Origin of the sequence: Psychrobacter immobilis (assembly GCF_904846185.1) — a bacterium.
Lineage (GTDB): Bacteria > Pseudomonadota > Gammaproteobacteria > Pseudomonadales > Moraxellaceae > Psychrobacter > Psychrobacter immobilis_B.
On sequence record NZ_CAJGZQ010000001.1, the window covers coordinates 98,523 to 119,252 of the forward strand.

A 20,730-nucleotide genomic window follows, 5' to 3' on the forward strand; every position below is an offset into this window, starting at 1 on the left:
TAACGAACGAAAAAACACGGCGTCTATTAAACGCCACCGTTTAAAAAATAGAAAATAGACAGTACCAGACAGATTACTAAGCAAATAAGCTGACCATTCATGTTGCTGACTGGCTATGATTGACAGTAGCAGCAATCTATAAGCAAAACAATCATTTATGCAGAAAATGCGCGTGCGTCGTAAAAGTCAATTCAGGGCAATCCTATTGCATTGCCCTTATTCTTTATTAAATACATGAGTTCTTTGTCAAATGCTGATATTCGCTAAGCACTTATCATGTAAATGCTTAAATCACCAAACCTTTTAATCGGCCGCCATCATATCTGACGACTCAGTTGCTAACTGACCAACCAACTGACTAAAATGCTCACCGCGAGCTGCGTAGCCACTATATTGATCAAAGCTGGCACAAGCAGGTGATAATAGCACCGCTTGCACTTGCGATAGGCTGCTTGTCGTGACTTGTTGAATGGTTGTAAAGGCATTTTCTAAAGTTTGGCATTGATGTAACGCCACATCGGCGCTTATCTTAGCTGCTCGCAGATGCTGTTCAATCAGCGGCGCATCTTCACCAATAAACAGTACTTGGCTAACATACTGATTGATAAACGGCGTCAATTCACCAAACTGTTGACCCTTACCCTGTCCACCCAAAATCAATAGTAATTTACCGTCCTTTGGCGCATAGACTGCGCCCAGTCCTTCGATAGCTGCCATCGTTGAGCCGATGTTGGTGCCTTTTGAATCATTGAAATAATCAATGTCTGCAGCATTTGCCACATACTGGCAACGATGCTCAAGTCCAGTAAACTGCTGTAAGGTATTCAACATACTGCCCAATGGCAAACCAGCAAGTTCGCCTAACGCTAAGGCTGCCTGCGCATTGAGCAGATTATGACGACCTTTAATCAACAGTTTATCTGCCGACAGTAGTTTTTCTGTACCGTGGGCAAGATAAATCTGGCCTTCAGGAGTAGTAACAAGACCATATTGACCTTTATCAGGAGCATGTATACCGGTACTCACTCTGGGCAAATTATCAGCCACTAGCGGACGCGTCAATGCGTCTTCGCGATTGATAACCACGGACTTAGCACCCTGAAAGATACGATGCTTGGCTTGATGGTAGCCCAGCATATCGCCGTGGCGATCTAGATGATCAGGTGACATATTCAGAACTGTCGCCACTTGCGCACCCAAATTGGTCACTGTCTCTAACTGAAAGCTCGACAGCTCAAGCACTGCCAGCTCCATATCAGGATTATCAAGCAAGGTCAGCGCTGGCACACCAATATTACCGCCGACACCGACATTGACACCAGCATCCGCTGCCATTTGCCCCAATAAGGTGGTGACGGTGCTCTTAGCATTAGAGCCAGTAATCGCCACTATCGGTACGGTACAAGCCTCACAAAATAGCTGAATGTCACTAACCACGGGAATATTCGCTTGGCGGGCAGCGGCGACGGCTTCGGTAGCAAGAGAGATACCGGGGCTTATAATAATACGTGCCGCTTGCTGCAATAGCTCTGCGTCAATCGCACCAAATTGACGTATGCTAATCTCAGCGGGTAGTTGATCTGCTAAGCTAGGTGTCACCTGAGCATCAGTGACGGCAACCTGATAGCCTTGATTGGCCAAATAGCGCGCAACTGATAATCCAGATTGTCCCAAACCGACCACGACTTGTAGACCACTGCCTTTGTGAAGTAAGGCATCTGTTGCAGTGTTGGTGGTCATATTTATTCCTTCTGTTGGACGAGCAAAATGGCATCAAACAAACCTAGTCTATAAAGAAGCAAAATGATGCCGTCAAGATGAGACGCATCATAACGGTATCGTTCAGATTTCGGTACTGGTTTTTTATGACGATGTGCTATTATGCGCCTGTTTTTATATTAAGTGGCTAATGCTATAATAGTTGCCTTAATCTGTAAGTGACTGGGTATTTACCCAAGCATTTTAGTTTAGCATGTTGTCACAGTTAGCACGCTATTGTCACTTCTGTTTGGCAAAGTTACTACTATAGACGGGTCATGTCGAGCGGCTATTTTTATTTGATAGATTATTTATTACCCTCTACCGCAGCATATCATTGCTGACGCTATTCGTTATTGTAGGTGCTCTTATAAATGCCCTGCTTTAAGCACCTTATTTTAACTATTTTTTTAGGTAGTCTCACTGAATTTATCATCGTATCAATTATTGGTGAGCGTATTAGTGATACCAGTAAGTAAATCAGTAGACCTATTTATTACTGACCTTTAATAATTCAATACCGCAATATGACACAGCACATGTTGCCGTAAAAGCAAGATGAATAGCTACTTTTATAGCGACGCGATCATTTTATGAATGAGTAATGATTACTTTTTTTGCCTCTAACCCTATGCAGTTTACTTATGACATCTTTTATTGATAACTTACGTGACGAGTGGTTTTCCAATGTTCGCGGCGACGTTTTATCCGGTTTGGTCGTTGCCTTAGCGCTGATTCCTGAAGCCATTGCCTTTTCCATTATCGCAGGTGTTGATCCAAAAGTCGGCTTGTATGCCTCATTTTGTATCGCGGTCGTGATCAGTTTCGTCGGTGGTCGTCCAGGCATGATTTCGGCAGCAACTGGGGCAATGGCACTGGTGATGGTTGACTTAGTCGCCGAGCATGGTTTGCAGTATTTGCTAGCTGCCACCTTATTGTGCGGTGGGATTCAGATTGTGATGGGTATCCTAAAGCTCGGTAATTTGATGCGCTTTGTGTCTCGCTCGGTAGTCATTGGCTTCGTCAATGCGCTCGCGATATTGATCTTTGCCGCCCAGCTGCCTGAGCTTAACCCGATGACTGAACGCGTTGGCATGACAGTTTATATTATGACGGCGGCGGGCTTAGCGATTATCTACTTGTTTCCACTGATTCCTAAAATCGGTCGCGTGATTCCGTCACCGCTGATCTGTATCATTGGTTTGACCGCTGTCGCCATGTATATGAATCTTGATATTCGTAATGTCGGCAGTATGGGCGATTTGCCTGATTCATTACCGATGTTCTTATTACCTGACATTCCATTGAACCTAAATACTTTACTGATCATCGCGCCTTACTCTATCGCACTTGCCATCGTTGGTTTATTAGAATCGATGATGACAGCGACTATCGTCGATGATTTGACAGATACGCCAAGCGATAAAAACCGCGAGTGTCGCGGTCAAGGGATTGCCAACGTCGTATCAGGTTTCTTCGGTGGCATGGCAGGCTGTGCCATGATTGGTCAATCTATGATCAACGTCAAATCTGGCGGACGTACGCGTCTGTCCACTTTGATGGCAGGTATCGTACTGCTCATTATGGTAGTGTTCTTAAGTGAATGGGTCAGTCAAATTCCAATGGCGGCACTGGTCGCTGTGATGATTATGGTCTCTATTGGTACTTTCAACTGGCAGTCTATTCGCGAATTTAAAACGCATCCGATGTCATTTAATATTGTCATGCTAGCGACTGTTTTGACCACAGTATTTACACACAACCTAGCTTATGGCGTGGGCGTGGGCGTGCTGCTATCGGCGCTGGCGTTTGCCAATAAAATTAGTCAATTCTTAACGGTATTTAGTGAGTATGATGAGAGTACTAATAGCCGTTATTATTATGTGCAAGGACAAGTATTCTTTGCTTCTACGACTCAGTTCTTAAACAGCTTCGATACCAAAGAAGCTTTAGACAGTATTCAAATTGATGTCAGCCAAGCTCATTTTTGGGATGTCAGTGCCGTAGACACCTTGGACAAACTGGTCATGCGCTTGCAACGTGAGGGCATTGATGTCAAAGTGGTGGGACTCAATAATGCGAGCCGAACACTGATTGATCGCTTCTCTATCCACGATCGCCGAGATATTGGCTTATTGGATTAAACAAAGCCACGTCTATTTATTGAGCTAATATTGATTAACCGCTCATAAATAGACAGTTGAATAAACAGCTGCATTGGTGCAAAGGGTTGGGCATAAGCATTATCGCCCCACCCTTGAGCCAAGCAGCTGTCTTTTTATTCTGTCTTTTTAATATTGGAATAATGTGGTGGTCTTATGAGTAATTTGAAACCAGATAGTGTGATTGCCTGCTTGGACTGCCCAGACCACGTGCAAGCAGTGTTAGAAGCCAGCATGTGGGCCGCGACTCGTCTACAAGCACCTGTTGGACTGTTGCACTCAGTACCGAGCTTGCAACAAAAAGCGGCTGTGAATTATTCAGGCTGCCTAAATATTGATGATGAAAACATGCTGCTTGAGCAATTCACCACCAAGGAGCACTTGAGTAATTGTGAGCTAAAAGCCCAAGGCAAGCTTTTGCTTCATCAAGCCACCACCTATTGCGAGCAGCAGCGACAAAAACTAAAAACCTATACCCTGCATCGCCATGAACACCTCAATGAAAGTATCGATTACGTCGATGACAAAGCACAATTGATCGTTATAGGTCACAATGTCACCTGCAAATCGACATTGAGCCAGTTAATTAGAGTCAGTCACTGCCCCATTTTGGTGACTCATGCACCATTTTTGCCCCCTACGACCGCTTTATTTGCTTTTGACAACAGTCCTACTTCACATAAATTGCTCAATTGGCTCTGCAAAACCTCACTGGTTCGCGCATTAACCGTTCATATCGTGATGGTCGGTAAAGAAAACTCTGAAAATTGCGATGCGCTACGTGAAGCTTATGCGCGTCTCAAACAAGCAGGCATCAAGTCTAAAAAAGCATTGCTGGACTGCCGTGATGTCACTTCGGCTTTGAATTATTATCAAAATGAAAATGATATCGGTATGCTGATGACCGGTGCCTTTGGCCAATCTCGTCTGCGTGAACTTCTACAAGGTAGCGACACAAAAAAGCTGCTCGGTAGCACCAAAACCCCCTACCTACTCTTCCCAAAGGTATAGGCTTTAGCCGATCTACACAGCCACCCCTCTCTCTTTGAGCGCAGAGCCTATATATCCATGTTAAGCTCTGCCGCTTACCGTATCACACAATTTTCTCTACTTTCTCCTCAAGTGATTCGTTTCATATGCCAAACTAGGTTAGCAAATCATCACAGGAAATAGATAGATGGTCTCCCCAAGCACCTAAAAAGTTGGTTATAATAAAGTTTTCGTCAGTTCAACGCTAAAGGTTAATTCGCATTCTCTATGCTCATAACGGTGGTTTATACCATTGCAGCATAACCAGTATTTTTTGCCATAACTATGGCTGTTTTTGAACAAACAAATCCAATCTTACCTATCCCCCTTGAGTAAATTGGCACAGTTCTTGAATGACTAATAGTAAGCATGGCAGCGATACGATGCACCACAATGCTTCGATCAACCTGCGGCATCACACAAATAAGGAATATTTTATGAAGCTAATCACTGCGATCTTAAAACCGTTTAAGCTCGATGATGTACGTGAAGCGCTTTCTGACATCGGTGTTAAAGGTGTCACTGTTACTGAAGTCAAAGGTTTCGGTCGCCAAAAAGGTCACACAGAACTCTATCGCGGCGCAGAATACGTGGTGGACTTCTTACCTAAAGTAAAAGTCGAAGTGGCTGTTATTGATGAGATGGTCGAACCTGCTATCGAAGCCATCACTCGCATCGCTAGCACGGGCAAGATTGGTGACGGCAAAATCTTTGTCACTGCACTCGAGCAAGTTATTCGTATTCGTACGGGCGAGACAGGCCCTGACGCTATCTAACGCGCAAGGCCATATAGACACAGATTTATAGATCATACCGATAGCTGTATTGCATCAATTCAAGGGGGAATTAACATGCAAAATCAAATCTTCGAGCTCCAGTACGCACTTGATACGTTTTACTTTTTAATGTGCGGGGCGCTCGTCATGTGGATGGCAGCAGGCTTCACCATGTTAGAAGCTGGACTCGTCCGCTCAAAAAACACCGTTGAGATTTTAACCAAAAATATCGCACTTTTTGCCACCGCTTGTACCATGTATATGATATGCGGCTATGCCATTATGTATGGTGGCAACCTATTCTTGAGCGGTATCGCCGGTAATGAAACGCTGGTAGCAGATGCTCTAGCAGCCTCCGCTGAAAATGGCTTTGACGGTGATTCTGTTTACTCCGCTGCGTCTGATTTTTTCTTCCAAGTGGTGTTTGTTGCAACCTGTATGTCGATCGTTTCAGGAGCGGTAGCTGAGCGCATGAAGCTGTGGTCGTTCTTATTATTTGCTGTGGTGATGACTGGTGTCATTTATCCATTAGAGGGTAGCTGGACGTGGGGTGGCAATGATGTATTTGGGATGTTTAATTTAGGCGACATGGGTTTTTCTGATTTTGCAGGTTCTGGTATCGTCCATATGGCGGGTGCTGCGGCTGCATTAGCAGGGGTATTATTATTAGGTGCACGTAAAGGCAAGTATGGCCCTAATGGTGAAATACGCGCCATTCCAGGTGCTAACTTACCATTGGCAGCGCTTGGAACACTTATTCTCTGGATGGGTTGGTTCGGTTTCAATGGCGGCTCGGTGTTAAAACTGGGTGATATTGCCAGTGCTAACTCGGTTGCTATGGTGTTTTTAAATACTAATGCAGCAGCGGCAGGCGGTGCAATTGGTGCTTTAATAATAGCACGCATCATCTTTGGCAAAGCTGACTTAACCATGCTCTTAAATGGTGCACTCGCAGGATTAGTCGCTATCACAGCAGAACCCTCAACCCCATCTGCATTACAAGCAACACTGTTTGGTTTGATCGCTGGCGTTATCGTTGTGCTATCTATCTTAGCATTGGATAAAATAAAAATAGATGATCCAGTGGGTGCTATCTCAGTTCATGGTGTAGTCGGTCTGTTCGGTCTACTTATCGTACCAATTACCAACCCAGCAGCATCGTTCGTAGGTCAGATTGCTGGTGCAGCTACTATCTTTACTTGGGTATTCATCGCCAGCTTAATCACTTGGGCGGTTATCAAATTAGTGATTGGTCTGCGTATCTCTGAAGAAGATGAGTATGAAGGTGCGGATATAGCAGAGTGTGGTATGGAAGCATATCCAGAATTTGTGAGATAAGCTCTGAAGCCAATATTAAAATATATGTACTAAAAATCCCGCATTACCAAAAGGTATTGCGGGATTTTTATTTATAAATATTAGGTCTAATACTAAAAATAAACGATAGGTTTATTTCTTTTTCCACGTTTGACTGCGTGAGAATGGGCCGATATAACCTTTTAGATTTAAGGTGTTGCCACTCAAGTTTGCGGTCATACGATAGTCTTTGCCTTTTTCAGGATCAGTGATCGTACCACCACTATATTTGCCACCACCATCAGACTTTAAGCCTTTAATAATGGTCGTACCAACGTGCTTTTTGCCTTTGGCTGAGTTGGTAGCGATAAGCGTACCTGTTAGTACACCGTTTGACTCAGTAATCTTTACGGTACCTTTTGGCTTACCTTCATCAAATGTCTGCCACGTTGTATTGGCCAAAGGATCAGCGGCGAATGCCATGCTTGCTAAACTGATACCTGCAACAGCTAGAGTGGTTTTGGTAAATAATTTCATAGACTGATTCCCTTCATACAATGATTACTCGAAACGTTATGTTTCTGATCTCCTAGGCTTATCCTTCGCTAAAATCCCTATTAACAGCTATGCGACTTTCTACTCTTTGGGAGTGGTTAGCGCAACTAAAAAAACTGCTCATCAAAATTTTATACGACATAAGCGATGTCTTGACTCATTATAAGCAATTTTAAGCTTTTGCCTAGTAATTTTTTTATAGTTTATTATTTCTATAAAAATTGAACTATATCAAATAGTTACAAAAAAGGATTGTCGATATTTTTATCCAACCGGTCATCTTTTTCTTTTGACTTATGCTGACTATTATTGTAAATAGGACTATTTTCAAATGCCTGAAGAATCTTGCTTGTTAGTTCATGTAACTGTTGTGCTTGCTCATATCCAGTAGCATCAAGAGTCAAATCAATATCGCCATATATAATAATTTTATCTGTTTGGTTTTCGATGATAAGCTCACCGATTTGCATGCTTTGGTGGTCATTGGCAAATGGATCAATCATTTGATTCTCCTTTTTATTAACAGTATCTTGCGTAATTTTTGGATTTCTTGTGCCTTTTATTATATATAGACTCGTGTCACAAAGGCATTATGCTTGCAATTGGGCGATTACCCACTCAAGAATCGCCCAAACAAACAGCATCCAAGCCGGCTCTTCTGTTGGCTCATCGGGCAACTCGGAGCTTTCACCCGCCTTTAATGGCAGATCAAATGCCTGTGTTTTGGTTTTGGCATCCAAGACGGGCAGCACATCGATACCAATTCTAGTCGAGAGTTCATCAACACTAATAACCTCTATGCGCTCTGACTCATCATTGGGTGCATAATAGACCCCTGCTTGATTAATCGCTGGTATATAGACGGCTTTGAAAAAATGACTGGGCACCAGTACACGATCTGCCAGTTGCTTGGTTGTTTTGCCAGTAAAGGCTACTCCTGTAATGCTATAAACTTCTCCATATTGCTGGGTCAAATAGCGAGTGGCTGATTCAATATTACGCCAGATATAGCGATTGTTGCGCGGTGACTGCGGGGCGATATTGGCAAGGCTAAAGCTATCATATTGTTGACTGCGATTCGCCATATCGGCATTGGGCGCTAAATGCCCGCGATCATAGCCAGAGCCTGAATAGTCGGACAATGAGGCGCGTGCGGATTTTGGTAACCTACTTTCTTCATGAAAGCTGTCTTCACGATCGATTTCTTTTGCTTGTTGTAAACGCTTGCGATCCAAATATTCTGCCGACCAAAGCGGTGTACGTGATACGCCAGAATACATAACGGCAAAACCATCCATGCATAAAGCTTGGGTTTTGTTGCTTAGCTTGGTATTGATAAACTCAGGATAGACACCGCCATAAAAGGACTCGCTACACTGAGTAAAGTCATCAGCATGCGCTGAAGTTATACTTACGACCACCGCCATCACGGTCATTGTAATACTGTTTTTCAAACGGGCATTGAGCCTACCGAAACTTATCATTCAACTTTCAACCATCTATGCTTGTCATTACGTATACGCTATCGTAGCAGGCGTTTGTAAATAAAGAAAGATAAGGTGCAAGTCGTGACATTCTAGACAGTATCCGCTATACTAAGCCGTCTAAAAACGGTGAAGTGGGTGAGTGGCTGAAACCGCACGCCTGGAAAGTGTGTATGCGTTAATAGCGTATCGAGGGTTCGAATCCCTCCTTCACCGCCAATCTTATAATATCCTACTTTTCCCACCTTGTCCCAAACGCTCCCATATACCTTTGCAGCCCTTTATAAATAACGCTTCTAGCGTTTTTTTTATGCCTACTACTTTCCCAATCTATCCGAACATAACCCACCTATCCCGCGGCTTGTGTTGGTCTATTCGTTGGTCTATTATTTCATTAGACCTCAAAAAGACCAACATTTAGGCTTTATGATTCAGCATTAGACCAACGTACTTGTTGTATTTCTTGATTCATATAGCTTTAAGCCATAGGGAATAGACCAACATGCTAAGCGATAGTAAGATCCGCAAGCTTAAACCTAGTGAGAAATGCACACCTTCACGTCCTGACAAATACAGTGATCAGCAAGGCTTACAGCTATTAGTACGCAATACTGGCACAAAGACATGGATAAGCGCCTATCGCTTTGATAGTAAGCAGACACGCCTCACACTCGGTACTTACCCCATCATGTCGCTTGCTGAAGCTAGACAAGCCAATACTGAGATTAAAGCGCTGCTCGCTGATGGTATCGACCCAAAAAATAAAAAGCGTCAAGACAAGCTTGCTAACATCCACGCGCAAAAGTTCAATGACTACGCCTTAGACTGGCTCGCTGAGCGCAAGCGCAACGTTAAGCCGCGTACCTATCAGCAAGACTATAACCGGATGCATAAAGACGTGTTGCCTCATTTCGAAGGCATTGCAATAAAAGATGTAAGCTTTGAGGATTGTCGATCGATGGCAGATGAGATCGAAACGCGTGTGAACACAAAAGGTGAGCCGCCACGTGAGGTCACTAGACGCACTATTGATCTGGTTGCTAATGTTTTAAGACGTGCCAAACGCGAACGCATCATCGACCAAAACCCAATCGATGATCTAAAAGCACTCTATCCTAAAGCCAAAAGTCAGCACATGAAGCATGTAGATATCAATGAGCTGCCTGCCCTACTCCAAGCTATCGAAGGCTATCATGGTCACGACCAAACCCGATTAGGTATGAAATTCTTAGCCTATTCATTCTGTCGTACCATCGAGCTGCGTATGATGAAGTGGAGTCATATCGATTTTGCCAATCGCTTATGGCGTGTTGATATTGATAACCTTAAAATTGCGCGTAAGCATGTCGTACCACTGTCAGATCAAATGCTCAAAGTGCTAGAGGAAATGAAAGCCATCACGGGGCAATATGAGTACGTATTTTATCATACAGGCATGCATCAGCCATATAGTGAAGAGTTCATTAATAATGCGCTTGATATCTTAGGTTATGCTGGCAAACAAACAGGTCACGGCTTTCGTCACATAGCCTCTACCAATCTAAACGAGCTTGGCTATATGGGCGACGCGATTGAAAAGCAGATGGCTCATGATAAAAAGAGCAGCATTCGCGCGGTTTATAACCACGCGCAGCACTTAGAAGAACGGCGTAAGATCATGCAAGTCTGGGCAGACTTTTTAGACTTGCTCAGAGACACAGGCGAAGTTGTTGACTTTCAGATAGCACGGCAGCAAATTGAGAAGTCGTTAGAAAGCAAACGTCCTGACTCATTACAAAATGCTGATAAGCAAGATCTCATTAAAGCACTGTTAGATCAAGGTATCACAGCAGATGAGCTGCAAGGTTATATTGAGAATAGTTAAGAGCGCCTAATAAAATAATGAGATTCGCCAGAAAGATTAATGACTTTTTCCTCTATTCTCTATGAATCTAGCATTTTGTTCAGCTGCCTTTTCAAAATCTCCAGGTTGTTTTCCATAGTTTCCTTTAGGTGGGAATGTCTCTATCGATTTGACTTTTTGTTTGGACGTAGCAAACGTTGTTGCCTCTTCATTAACTTTAGAAATAACTTTATCACTACGTTCACTTGGCAAGCTAGAAGACTGCGCTTGAGGTATGTTATTGAAAAAAGAACTATTATCGTATCTCGATTGATCAACTGGAACTGCATCATAATCGCTACTTAACTCTTGCTTATCTTTAGTTAGAAAAGTGTCTTCAGAAATGACCTCTCTCTCAGTATGTTCGCTTGGCAAGCTGGAGGGCTTCTCTAGAGTTATCTTATCGAAAGCCTTATATTGATTAGGGAAAGATGGGGACAGCTTAATTTCTTGATTTCGTATCTGACTATGCGCGAATTCAACTAAGTCATTCAACACTTCACTCTGTGTCTTACCACAAGCCTTAGCAAGATGCTTTAGGTTTTTCTTGTTGTCATTGGTGAGATCTATACCATATTGCTTCTTAATTTTATCGCGATCACGCTTTTGTTGCGCATTCCAAGCATCATACATATTTTTTATGAATAAAGCCCTATTAGCGGCCCTGTATTCATCGATCATAAAATCATTACATGTCCAGTAATCTAATGAGGCCAATATATGATGAAGCCGAGAATCTGTATCTGTTTCTGGAAACAAAATTCTATCGCCATAAATTAAAGCCTGTCTATATCCATTCTTATTAATATTTTTTGAGCAATACTTGTTCGATTTATTACTATTCTTTCTCTGTTCTTTATTCATTAATAAGTTATCAATATCATATATATTTTGCATATATTTATACACGTAGTTTATTTTAGAGCTGTGACTATTATCACGATTAGTCAGCCATTTAATATTTTTCTCGCTAACCTTATTATGAATATAAACTTGTTTTAAATGAGTTAAAGATAGCTTTTTTGATGTAATTATCCATTCCTCATCATCACTATCACCTTCGTAAACGAGGCCCTTTCTAATAAAGATGTTTTTATTGAAAATAATATTATGAATAATAACTGAAATATCAGCTTCAGTAAGAATAGGATCGCTTATAAGATCTAATCCCTTTAAAACCATAATTAACCACAATGCAGCTCTTTCATTTTCATAGAACCACTTTACATAAGCGAAAGATATATTGTTTATAGCACTTGTTTCAAATATTGCATCTATATCTTTACGGCTAGTGGAATACCGCCTTTTTAGTATATTTGATAGCAGATCCCTACATAGTGAATCATTTTTCCGTACTTCTTCTGTACGTAGTTGCCCCCTAGAGTATAGATTTAATAAACACCAGTAAGTGTTATACACACTCAAAGCTTTAACCTTTTGTTCAATATATTTTTCATTTTTCTTCGATAGCTCTATACCATTAACAGATCCGTTTTTCATTATACATCCTTATATAATAATTAAAATTGAATTATTACCTATTGATTCATGCATCATAAAATCATCATTTTTTCGTCATTAAAACGTCGGTATAAATATAGAATACTACATGTAGTATATAGGATTGAACTATAAAATCCTTATAAATTAACGTCAATGACGATCAGCTAACTCCATCCTCATCCTCCTCCCTGAAATGTAGGGATTTGCTGTATTGCGATTTTCATTTAATCAAGCACAGTTAATATAAAGGTGCTTTCCAGATACCACTAAAAGGACGGTAAGATAATATAAGTTATATTAAGTAATACTTAACCAAGGCGGATGCTATCCGCACTTAGGAATAAAAAAATACACAACCCTATGAATATATGTAGCACCCATTCAACTTTATATTCATAGGAAAACAATCATGATCTATTCAACCGTTAACCACTCACAACTTATCTCTAACGTCGACAGACTGGTTAGAGATGTACTATTTGGTACCATCAATTTCCAACAAATCAAAAGTCAGTTGAACGAGTTCTATTACTCGTTCATGATCAGCCTTAATTTTGAAGACAGATACTCAAAACCACTCCAAGCATTTATAGAAACCACCAATATGATTATTGGTAACGATTATCCTTACAACGTCTTTTGGGATGATGAAAAAACAGGGCAGTTTATTAAGTTACTACCAAATTATAAAAAGACCATTAAGCAAGATTACAATGCGTGGCGTTATCAGAGTAATAAAAACTGCAGAAACTTAGAACCTAATATCAGAACCCTCATATCAGATCATTCAAGATTGTTGTTTGTGAGAGTGGATTTAAAATACATACCAGAGATCAGTCATCACATTACCATCCGTGATTTTGACTTTCATATGAAAAAGTTAAGAGACGCCATTCATAATGGCGATACTTGTTTTACGCATTTACTTAGCCATGCTTGGTCATTAGAACATGGTGGAAAAAATGGTGGCTTTCATTGTCATCTGCTGCTGATCTTTGATGGCGCAAAACATTACAAGGACAGTTATTTGGCTGATCAAGTTGGACAAAAATGGCAAGCTATTACTGAAGGCGTTGGCTACTGCTTTATATTAAATACTAAAGAATATAAAGAAAGTTTTGCACGCTACGGCAAGCTTGGTATTGGGATGATCCATCGTAATAACTTGCAAGAAGTTGAGAATGCGGTTAATGCCGCTTTGTATTTAACCCGTCCTGATAAGCCTGATGGCAGCTATCAACGTCTTAAAGTGTCTTTACCGAATATGAAGGCCTTTGGGCAAAGCAGGCCCAAAGACTAGGTTAATGGTCAATATAGCTAGAACCTGTAAACGTATCTCATATCGAAATAATCTGAGATATATAGCATCCCCATGAGATGAGCATCGATGTCATCGTTGCCTCATCAAACGAACCCTAAACGTTTAATCAAGGTCTGCTTTATAGCAGGCCTTTTTTATGCGCCATTATCAAAGAGATCCTATGAAACCCATCTGCCCCAATTGTCACTCTTCTCACGTCATCGAAAATATAGATACCAGTATACAAAGCATTTCAGAGCATGTGCTGTCACCAAAGCTGTTAGTCAGTCTTAGCGTGAGCGTCTGCAAGTACTACAAGATCAATCCTATGATTGGCATGGTCGCAGGCAGTGCCATTGCCACCGTGATTAATCTGGCACAACAAAGACTGATGCAGCCGCCACTCATTAGAGCGGCTGTCCTGCCGCGCTATTTATGCAGTACCTGTCAGCATAGCTTTAGCATCTAACGCTCTCATTCATTTAATTACTCGATGATTCATGCCTTAAAGCATTGAATCGGTCAAACCACTTATTTTATTCAACAATAAAAGGAATATTCTTATGGCACACTTAATCGAATCAATGGCATACGTCGGTGATACCCCCTGGCATGGACTAGGACAAGAGTTGTCCCCTAAGCAGCCTATCGAGGTCTGGGCTCGTGAGGCAGGTATGGACTGGCGTATTGAATCATCGGACGTCAGCTACATGGCAACCAATGATAAAGGCCAAAGCCTGATCATGCCTTTTGATAGCAATAAGGTGCTCTATCGTAGCGATACCTTAGAGCCCTTATCAGTAGTCAGTCAACGCTATCAAGAAGTACAACCGAGTGAAATTCTAGAGTTTTATCGTGATCTGACGGAACAAGCAGACTTTGAGCTAGAAACGGCAGGGGTGTTAAAAGGCGGCCGTAAAATGTGGGCGTTGGCTCGCACAGGACAATCAGCAACGCTACGTGGCGGTGATGTCAGTCACGGCTATCTACTTCTAGCAACCGCTTGTGATGGGACGCTTGCGACCACAGCGCAGTTTACCAATATCCGTGTGGTGTGTAATAACACCTTAGCAATCAGTCTTGCTGATGGCAGCGGTGGTGTGGTGAAAGTTCCGCACAGTACCACCTTTGATGCCGATAAAGTCAAACAGCAATTAGGCGTATCTGTCAGTCAGTGGGACGACTTTAACTATGAGATGAAACAGCTTACCAATAGACGAGTGACGCAAGCAGAAGCGGCTAATTACTTAAATCGCGTGTTTAACGATGTCAAAGACGATGGTCTTATTCTGTTTAATACCGCTAAGAAAGAGAAAGAAGCGGTGCCGAATGCTCGCGCTATGAATCAGGTGATGACGATGTTTAATGGTCAGGGTCGTGGTGCGGACTTAGCATCTGCCAAAGATACCGCTTATGGCTTACTTTCTGCCATGACTGAGTTTGTAGATCATGAACGCCGTGCTATGTCGAGGGACCATCGTCTTGATTCAGCTTGGTTTGGTGCAGGGTCAAAGCTCAAAGATAAGAGCCTTGATGAAGCGCTGCGCTTAATTGCTTAATCTCTTAATGACTTTGTTTACTCAATGAATCAACCACGCCTTTGCGCGTGGTTTTTTTATGCCGTTTATTTAACCAATCACACTCACTACTCCATTTATAAGGAATCTATCATGGAAACCATCGCATTAAACAACACCGCTCAAATGAGACATCGTAAGCGTTCAACGGTTAGAGCTAAAGACCTCAAACCTGCTGCTCCGGTAAACGCAAAGACAACTAAGCCTAGTCTTAGCACTGACACGGTTCAGAAGGATAAAGTCGTCAAAGCGACAGCCAAACGCTTAATCAACACCAAAAACTTAAGCCATGACAAATGGCTTGAAGTTCGCAAGCAAGGTATTGGCAGCTCTGACGCTGCTGCCGCTTGTGGTATCCATCCTTTTCTATCCATGCTTGAATTATGGATGATTAAGACTGGACGTATGGCATCAAATATTGATGAAGGTGCTGATGGTTATGCGCCACTGTACTGGGGCAATACGCTTGAGCCGATGGTGGCTAAATACTATCAAGAACACACTGGCAATAAGGTACGCCGCGTAAACGCGATCTTGCAGCATCCTGATCCTGACAACCACTTTATGCTGGCTAATTTAGATTACTCGGTGGTTGGCAGTGATGAAGTACAAATACTTGAGTGTAAAACCGCAGGGGAGCATGGCGCTAAGCTGTGGAAGCATGGCGTACCCTTATATGTCACTTGCCAAGTACAGCATCAACTAGCGGTCACAGGCAAAACGGCGGCGCACATCTGCGTACTACTCTGTGGGCACGAAGCAAAGATTTATAAAGTTGAGCGTGACGAGCGTTTGATTGAGTCCATCATGGAGCATGAGCGCCTATTCTGGCAGTACGTAGAGACAGACACCCCACCAACCCCTGATCATTCTGAATCAGCAGCTCGGGCCTTAAAGCATCTTTATCCCGCACCTAAGCCCTCAAGCAAGGTTGATCTGCGAGATGACGATGGGGCTAATAAACTGTTTGAGCAATTACTGAGCTACCGTGACTATATGCAAGAGTTAGAGCAGCGTCATGATCAAGTGAAGCATCAGCTGCAAAGCTTAATTCAAGATAATGAGGTGGCTGTGTTCGAGAAAGGGGCTATTTCATGGAAGCGCTCGAAAGACAGTGTCGGTCTAGATAGCAAAGCCGTTATCAAAGTGCATCCTGAGCTATTAGCCAAGTTTAGTAAAACAAAGCAAGGTAGCAGACGCTTCGTTGTACTTAATGACTGAGCTGACGATCACTCAATCATCAATACAACAACAACAATCAGTCAAAGCTAATGAATCAAAGCAAGCGCATAACTGCCCACCTAGCACAGGTGGGTTTTTTTATGGTCAAACATAATCTATTAAACACATAAGGAATATCACCATGATTAAAGGTCTCACCATAACGCCACCAGTTTTAGGTCGTATCAGCATTGGACGTGTCATTCAAAAGGATGGCAAGCGTTTACCTGCTAAAGACGATCAATTCACCATTACCAGCCAAGTGCAGAATAAAGACGGTTGGATCAATCATCCACTTGATGCAAAGCTACGCGAAAAGAATGACGGTAAGCTCAGACAAATACCTGTACGCATGCTATTTAATGATCCTGAGCTTAATTTACGTGCTGAATACACGCTGTTCGATAGGCAAACTGGTCGTCCACTATGTGTCGGCGACGGTGAGCAATGTCAACGTCGTACAAGTAATGGCGTGGAAACACTGCCTTGCCCGTCACCTGATCGTTGTCCATTAGCGCAAGGCGGAGCCTGTAAGCCATATGGCAGGCTATACGTCAATCTCTCTGAGGACGATGAGCTGGGCACATTCATCTTCCGCACGACTGGCTTTAATAGTATTAGAACGCTTGCCGCACGCTTAAGCTACTTTGCTGCAGTATCAGGCAATAAGCTATCTTGTCTGCCACTACAACTCACGCTAAGGGGTAAAAGCACCACGCAAAGTTATCGTACGCCAATTTACTTTGTGGATCTGACATTGCGTGATGGGGTGACGCTTAAAGATGCGGTACAACATGCTGGAGCGATTGATCGTGAGCTTAGCGAACATGGCTTTGATCAAGCGGCGTTAGAAGAAGCGGCTAAACAAGGTTATGTGAACTCCTGCTTTGAGGTTGATAGTGATGGCCTGCTTGATGTGGCTGAAGATTTTTATCCAGCAGAGACAGATGATATTAGCAGTAGTCAGCAGGGGAACTATCAGAATGGGTTAGCGACTCATAACGTGAGCAGCATCGAGCAAGGCTTACGAAAAAGCGTGACAGCAGTGAACTAAAACCATCAGGCTAAAGATACGGCATAAGAAGGAGCTGAATGATCAGCTCCTTTATTCATTACTTTATCTAAAGCTAATCATTGGACCACATGGGATGCCGTAAAAAAATATGGGACTCCGTAACTGTATGAGAAGAAAGATTCTCATTAATTTACAAAGGAGATAATCATGCAATTATTAAATGCGAACACACAACAAAACGTATCAACAGCTAGCACTTTACAGATACCTCGCATGATACCGCTCAAGCAGGTAATGCATTATACGGCGCTTAGCAGTACTACGATTTATGAGATGGTCAATAAAAAATCTGATCGTTACGACCCAACATTCCCTGTTCAAGTAAAGCTATCAAAGGGACGTGTAGCATGGGTAGAAAGCGAAGTGGCTGCTTGGATTGAGAGTAAGATGGCTGATCGGATTCACTGATCAAGGATAGAAAATAAGCCGCACTACGCGGCTTATTTTTTTGCTGTCCTTAACCGCATCTAGCTACGTTTAGCCACTTCTAGCTATCTGCAAGATACCAAGTTTGATCTTTAGAAGCCACTAGGGTATCACGGCACATTTTCTGTAATAGATTACGCACCTTGTTTTTACGCTGTTTATCATTTAGTACTTGCGGTAATTTATTAGTCAGCATCTTATCAAAGTCAGCTAGTCTACCCAGACGATAGTCTTGATGACCCATGGCATTGCTTAATGCTTCACGAATACTATAAGGATCATACTGCTGCACCTCTTCAGGAAACAGCGAACCTGACGCCATGTAGCGATAATTGATGTTACGGATTTTGTTATAAACTTCGTCCAAGGCTAACAAAAATGGTGGCGAAAAATGCTCATAGTCTTTTTCAATACCATCAACGCCCTTTAGAATCCAAGTGATATGTGCTTGCGCTGGGCTTAAAAAATACGGGGATTCATAACGTCTCAATAAAATAATCGCTGTGTTAGTTTAGGGGATAGTTACAAGCGGATACTAACAGCAATATCTCAACCGCCGTAAAGTGTAGTAGCATAAAAAATAGCAAGCCGCATCTATCTTAGGAGAAGCTAGTTATCCAGTGCCTCACGTATTACTGAGCGACTGGCTTTTGGCTATAGACTCATCCCAATAAGGCGGCGCTCCATAATAGCCTTCCATAAAATCGATAAAACACCTGACTTTGTGCGGTAGTAGCTTTCTATGGGCGTAGACGGCATATAAACCTAAGCGTTTAGGTTCAAGTTCAGGCAATACTATCACCAGCTTGCCACTGCTAACTGCTTCACTGACAATAAATGTCGGCTGTAATACCAATCCTGCACCTTCAATAGCTCCTTCTACCAACACATCACCGTTATTACTAAGAAACTCACTACCTTGCTTGAGAATCTTCGCCTTTAATAATTGGTAGACCTCTTCCTTCGCGTCCATGTTCATATAGCTATAATGTAAATAGCGATGATTCTCTAAATCTTCAGGCTTATCGAGTGTGTCATGCTTTTTCAAATATTCAGGCGACGCACACAGAACCACACGAATAGGTGCCACTTCCTTCGCAATAAGTGATGAGCTTTTCAGTTGACCTATACGCAGTGCAATATCAAACCCTTCTTCAACAATATCGACTTTACGATCAGTCAATTGTAGATCGACTGTGACCAATGGATAACGGATCTGAAAGTCAGTGACTAATTTAGCCATATGTTTTAAAGCAAAAGATACTGGCGCACTTATGCGCAACACACCTTTAGGGTTTTGCTGCAAACCACTTAGTTGCGACTCCATATCATCCATACTCAATAAAATCTGCTGCGCATGACCAAAGTAATGACTACCAGCTTCGGTGAGGCTTACTTTACGGGTGGTACGATTCAGCAGACGATTATTTAGCTGCTCCTCCAACTTAGAGACATATTTGCTCACCAATTGAGGTGACAGTTGCAGAGTATTTGCCGCATTAGTGAAGCTGCCTTCGGTCACCACCGCTACAAAGGCACGCATCGCATCGATTCTATCCATATTTTGCCCTGTTTTTCTTTAACTATCGAAATTGAACAATAAAGCCATTATCAACGATATGTTGTTAATTAATCAATATCACCTATCTTACTCTTTTTTTATGTTGATGGTAAAGTAGGGTCATGCTTTTTAAAAGCAATCATCTGACTAGGAGTAAGTATTATGTTAATCAATGGCAATTGGACTGAAGACTGGCAACCGGTACAAGCAGAAGACGAACAAGGGCGTTTTATTCGTCAAACCTCATCGTTCCGTCATTGGATTACTGCTGATGGACAAGCAGGACCAACGGGTACTGGGGGCTTTAAAGCAGAAAAAGACCGCTATCATCTATACGTAGCGCTGATTTGCCCTTGGGCCTCACGTACCTTGATGGCACGTCAGTTAAAAGGTCTGCAAGATATAATCGATATTACCGTGGTCAATCCGCAGCTTGGCAATCAAGGCTGGCAGTTTGGTGGCTTTGACGGTGCTGACAGTGATCCTATTAATCATGCCCAATTTGCTCATCAACTTTATACCAAAGCAGACCCTCAATTTACCGGACGCGCGACTGTACCTGTGCTTTGGGACAAAAAAACCAATACTATCGTTAATAATGAGTCTGCTGATATCTTACGTATGCTAAATACCGCTTTTACAGAACTCGTGCCAAATTACGTTGACTTGTTTCCAAAAGAGCTTGCTGATGATATCGAAGCCCTAAACTTAGTTATCTATGAGAATTTAAACAACGGCGTATACAAAGCAGGATTTGCGACGACACAAGGGGCTTATGAAGAAGCTTATCAGCAAGTATTTGACACCTTAGATATGCTTGAGGCGCGCCTGAGTGATGGTCGTCATTATCTATTTGGTGAGCAGCTGACGGAAACAGATATTCGACTGTTTGTGACTTTAGTACGTTTTGATGCCGCTTATCACGGTCTATTTAAATGCAACCGTAACTTGATCAAAGATATGAGTTCTCTACATGCTTATATGCTACGAATCTTAGCGCTTGATGGCATTTCAGAGACGGTGAGTATCAAGCACATCAAAGCAGGCTATTACTCTATCAAAGCGTTAAATCCCAATGGAATCGTGCCCACAGGGCCTGAACATATTTAGCAAGATAAAGGAGTA

The 20,730-nt window shown here is 42.4% G+C and carries 19 protein-coding genes and 1 tRNA gene; 13 read left to right on the plus strand and 7 right to left on the minus strand.

What is annotated here, in order from left to right:
• Nucleotides 1-303: 303 nt before the first annotated feature.
• The gene (gene murD, locus JMW94_RS00440) at nucleotides 304-1,740 is read right to left on the minus strand and encodes a UDP-N-acetylmuramoyl-L-alanine--D-glutamate ligase (RefSeq protein WP_201599680.1); all 1,437 of its coding nucleotides are present in this window, start codon (nucleotides 1,738-1,740) and stop codon (nucleotides 304-306) included.
• Nucleotides 1,741-2,402: 662 nt separating this feature from the next.
• Here murD and JMW94_RS00445 point away from each other — a divergent pair.
• From JMW94_RS00445 to JMW94_RS00460, 4 genes are all read left to right on the plus strand, one after another.
• Nucleotides 2,403-3,902: a SulP family inorganic anion transporter gene (locus JMW94_RS00445; protein ID WP_201599681.1), complete on the plus strand. Its 1,500-nt coding sequence runs from the start codon at nucleotides 2,403-2,405 to the stop codon at nucleotides 3,900-3,902.
• 174 nt (nucleotides 3,903-4,076) lie between these two features.
• Nucleotides 4,077-4,931, plus strand: coding sequence for a universal stress protein (locus JMW94_RS00450; RefSeq protein WP_193008841.1), 855 nt, complete (start codon nucleotides 4,077-4,079; stop codon nucleotides 4,929-4,931).
• 455 nt (nucleotides 4,932-5,386) lie between these two features.
• Complete coding sequence (locus tag JMW94_RS00455) at nucleotides 5,387-5,725, plus strand: P-II family nitrogen regulator (RefSeq protein ID WP_010197981.1); 339 nt, start codon at nucleotides 5,387-5,389, stop codon at nucleotides 5,723-5,725.
• A gap of 75 nt (nucleotides 5,726-5,800) precedes the next feature.
• Nucleotides 5,801-7,063 (plus strand): ammonium transporter, encoded by a 1,263-nt coding sequence (locus tag JMW94_RS00460; protein ID WP_045452414.1) that lies wholly within the window; start codon nucleotides 5,801-5,803, stop codon nucleotides 7,061-7,063.
• Nucleotides 7,064-7,174: 111 nt separating this feature from the next.
• Here JMW94_RS00460 and JMW94_RS00465 read toward each other — a convergent pair whose 3' ends face one another.
• The 3 genes from JMW94_RS00465 to JMW94_RS00475 all read right to left on the minus strand — a co-directional run bounded on the left by JMW94_RS00465 (nucleotide 7,175) and on the right by JMW94_RS00475 (nucleotide 9,060).
• Nucleotides 7,175-7,558, minus strand: coding sequence for a DUF2147 domain-containing protein (locus JMW94_RS00465; RefSeq protein ID WP_045445845.1), 384 nt, complete (start codon nucleotides 7,556-7,558; stop codon nucleotides 7,175-7,177).
• Nucleotides 7,559-7,815: 257 nt separating this feature from the next.
• Nucleotides 7,816-8,079, minus strand: a complete 264-nt coding sequence (locus JMW94_RS00470; protein WP_201599682.1) for a hypothetical protein — start codon at nucleotides 8,077-8,079, stop codon at nucleotides 7,816-7,818.
• 87 nt (nucleotides 8,080-8,166) lie between these two features.
• Entirely contained in the window at nucleotides 8,167-9,060 is an 894-nt protein-coding gene (locus JMW94_RS00475) for a DNA/RNA non-specific endonuclease (protein ID WP_227678975.1), read from the minus strand.
• Between the two features lie 128 nt (nucleotides 9,061-9,188).
• Here JMW94_RS00475 and JMW94_RS00480 point away from each other — a divergent pair.
• Together JMW94_RS00480 and JMW94_RS00485 are read left to right on the plus strand one after the other, a co-directional pair.
• A tRNA-Ser gene (locus JMW94_RS00480) sits at nucleotides 9,189-9,279 on the plus strand.
• Between the two features lie 283 nt (nucleotides 9,280-9,562).
• Nucleotides 9,563-10,924 (plus strand): tyrosine-type recombinase/integrase, encoded by a 1,362-nt coding sequence (locus JMW94_RS00485; RefSeq protein ID WP_201599687.1) that lies wholly within the window; start codon nucleotides 9,563-9,565, stop codon nucleotides 10,922-10,924.
• A 36-nt stretch (nucleotides 10,925-10,960) separates the two neighbouring features.
• Here the strand turns inward: JMW94_RS00485 and JMW94_RS00490 are convergent, their stop codons facing one another.
• A complete protein-coding gene (locus JMW94_RS00490) occupies nucleotides 10,961-12,442 on the minus strand; it encodes a hypothetical protein (RefSeq protein ID WP_201599689.1) in 1,482 nt (493 codons plus the stop codon).
• Between the two features lie 412 nt (nucleotides 12,443-12,854).
• Here JMW94_RS00490 and JMW94_RS00495 point away from each other — a divergent pair, with 412 nt between their 5' ends.
• The 6 genes from JMW94_RS00495 (at nucleotide 12,855) to JMW94_RS00520 (ending at nucleotide 18,026) form a co-directional block, all read left to right on the plus strand.
• Complete coding sequence (locus JMW94_RS00495; RefSeq protein WP_201599691.1) at nucleotides 12,855-13,745, plus strand: inovirus-type Gp2 protein; 891 nt, start codon at nucleotides 12,855-12,857, stop codon at nucleotides 13,743-13,745.
• 181 nt (nucleotides 13,746-13,926) lie between these two features.
• Nucleotides 13,927-14,214 (plus strand): hypothetical protein, encoded by a 288-nt coding sequence (locus tag JMW94_RS00500; protein ID WP_201599693.1) that lies wholly within the window; start codon nucleotides 13,927-13,929, stop codon nucleotides 14,212-14,214.
• Nucleotides 14,215-14,308: 94 nt separating this feature from the next.
• Nucleotides 14,309-15,304 carry a DUF932 domain-containing protein gene (locus tag JMW94_RS00505; protein ID WP_201599694.1) on the plus strand — a complete coding sequence of 332 codons (996 nt, stop codon included), beginning with the start codon at nucleotides 14,309-14,311 and terminating at the stop codon, nucleotides 15,302-15,304.
• A gap of 111 nt (nucleotides 15,305-15,415) precedes the next feature.
• Nucleotides 15,416-16,543, plus strand: coding sequence for a YqaJ viral recombinase family protein (locus JMW94_RS00510; RefSeq protein WP_201599695.1), 1,128 nt, complete (start codon nucleotides 15,416-15,418; stop codon nucleotides 16,541-16,543).
• Between the two features lie 142 nt (nucleotides 16,544-16,685).
• Entirely contained in the window at nucleotides 16,686-17,597 is a 912-nt protein-coding gene (locus JMW94_RS00515) for a hydrolase or metal-binding protein (protein WP_201599696.1), read from the plus strand.
• 168 nt (nucleotides 17,598-17,765) lie between these two features.
• Nucleotides 17,766-18,026: a helix-turn-helix transcriptional regulator gene (locus JMW94_RS00520; protein WP_201599710.1), complete on the plus strand. Its 261-nt coding sequence runs from the start codon at nucleotides 17,766-17,768 to the stop codon at nucleotides 18,024-18,026.
• A gap of 79 nt (nucleotides 18,027-18,105) precedes the next feature.
• Here the strand turns inward: JMW94_RS00520 and JMW94_RS14940 are convergent, their stop codons facing one another.
• Entirely contained in the window at nucleotides 18,106-18,534 is a 429-nt protein-coding gene (locus JMW94_RS14940) for a hypothetical protein (protein ID WP_201591989.1), read from the minus strand.
• A gap of 135 nt (nucleotides 18,535-18,669) precedes the next feature.
• Entirely contained in the window at nucleotides 18,670-19,605 is a 936-nt protein-coding gene (locus tag JMW94_RS00530) for a LysR family transcriptional regulator (protein ID WP_045452403.1), read from the minus strand.
• Nucleotides 19,606-19,767: 162 nt separating this feature from the next.
• Between JMW94_RS00530 and JMW94_RS00535 the strand changes: the two genes are divergently transcribed.
• Nucleotides 19,768-20,715, plus strand: coding sequence for a glutathione S-transferase family protein (locus tag JMW94_RS00535; RefSeq protein ID WP_045452401.1), 948 nt, complete (start codon nucleotides 19,768-19,770; stop codon nucleotides 20,713-20,715).
• Nucleotides 20,716-20,730 lie beyond the last annotated feature (15 nt).

Excerpts from the sequence above, each read along its gene's own strand:
- JMW94_RS00445 (WP_201599681.1), top strand. The coding sequence starts at position 2,403 with ATGACATCTTTTATTGATAACTTACGTGACGAGTGGTTTTCCAATGTT.
- JMW94_RS00505 (WP_201599694.1), top strand. The coding sequence starts at position 14,309 with ATGGCACACTTAATCGAATCAATGGCATACGTCGGTGATACCCCCTGG.
- JMW94_RS00520 (WP_201599710.1), top strand. The coding sequence starts at position 17,766 with ATGCAATTATTAAATGCGAACACACAACAAAACGTATCAACAGCTAGC.
- murD (WP_201599680.1), bottom strand. The coding sequence starts at position 1,740 with ATGACCACCAACACTGCAACAGATGCCTTACTTCACAAAGGCAGTGGT.
- JMW94_RS00455 (WP_010197981.1), top strand. The coding sequence starts at position 5,387 with ATGAAGCTAATCACTGCGATCTTAAAACCGTTTAAGCTCGATGATGTA.
- JMW94_RS00485 (WP_201599687.1), top strand. The coding sequence starts at position 9,563 with ATGCTAAGCGATAGTAAGATCCGCAAGCTTAAACCTAGTGAGAAATGC.
- JMW94_RS00500 (WP_201599693.1), top strand. The coding sequence starts at position 13,927 with ATGAAACCCATCTGCCCCAATTGTCACTCTTCTCACGTCATCGAAAAT.
- JMW94_RS00460 (WP_045452414.1), top strand. The coding sequence starts at position 5,801 with ATGCAAAATCAAATCTTCGAGCTCCAGTACGCACTTGATACGTTTTAC.
- JMW94_RS00495 (WP_201599691.1), top strand. The coding sequence starts at position 12,855 with ATGATCTATTCAACCGTTAACCACTCACAACTTATCTCTAACGTCGAC.
- JMW94_RS00530 (WP_045452403.1), bottom strand. The coding sequence starts at position 19,605 with ATGGATAGAATCGATGCGATGCGTGCCTTTGTAGCGGTGGTGACCGAA.
- JMW94_RS00490 (WP_201599689.1), bottom strand. The coding sequence starts at position 12,442 with ATGAAAAACGGATCTGTTAATGGTATAGAGCTATCGAAGAAAAATGAA.
- JMW94_RS00450 (WP_193008841.1), top strand. The coding sequence starts at position 4,077 with ATGAGTAATTTGAAACCAGATAGTGTGATTGCCTGCTTGGACTGCCCA.
- JMW94_RS00515 (WP_201599696.1), top strand. The coding sequence starts at position 16,686 with ATGATTAAAGGTCTCACCATAACGCCACCAGTTTTAGGTCGTATCAGC.
- JMW94_RS00510 (WP_201599695.1), top strand. The coding sequence starts at position 15,416 with ATGGAAACCATCGCATTAAACAACACCGCTCAAATGAGACATCGTAAG.
- JMW94_RS00465 (WP_045445845.1), bottom strand. The coding sequence starts at position 7,558 with ATGAAATTATTTACCAAAACCACTCTAGCTGTTGCAGGTATCAGTTTA.
- JMW94_RS00470 (WP_201599682.1), bottom strand. The coding sequence starts at position 8,079 with ATGATTGATCCATTTGCCAATGACCACCAAAGCATGCAAATCGGTGAG.
- JMW94_RS00475 (WP_227678975.1), bottom strand. The coding sequence starts at position 9,060 with ATGATAAGTTTCGGTAGGCTCAATGCCCGTTTGAAAAACAGTATTACA.
- JMW94_RS00535 (WP_045452401.1), top strand. The coding sequence starts at position 19,768 with ATGTTAATCAATGGCAATTGGACTGAAGACTGGCAACCGGTACAAGCA.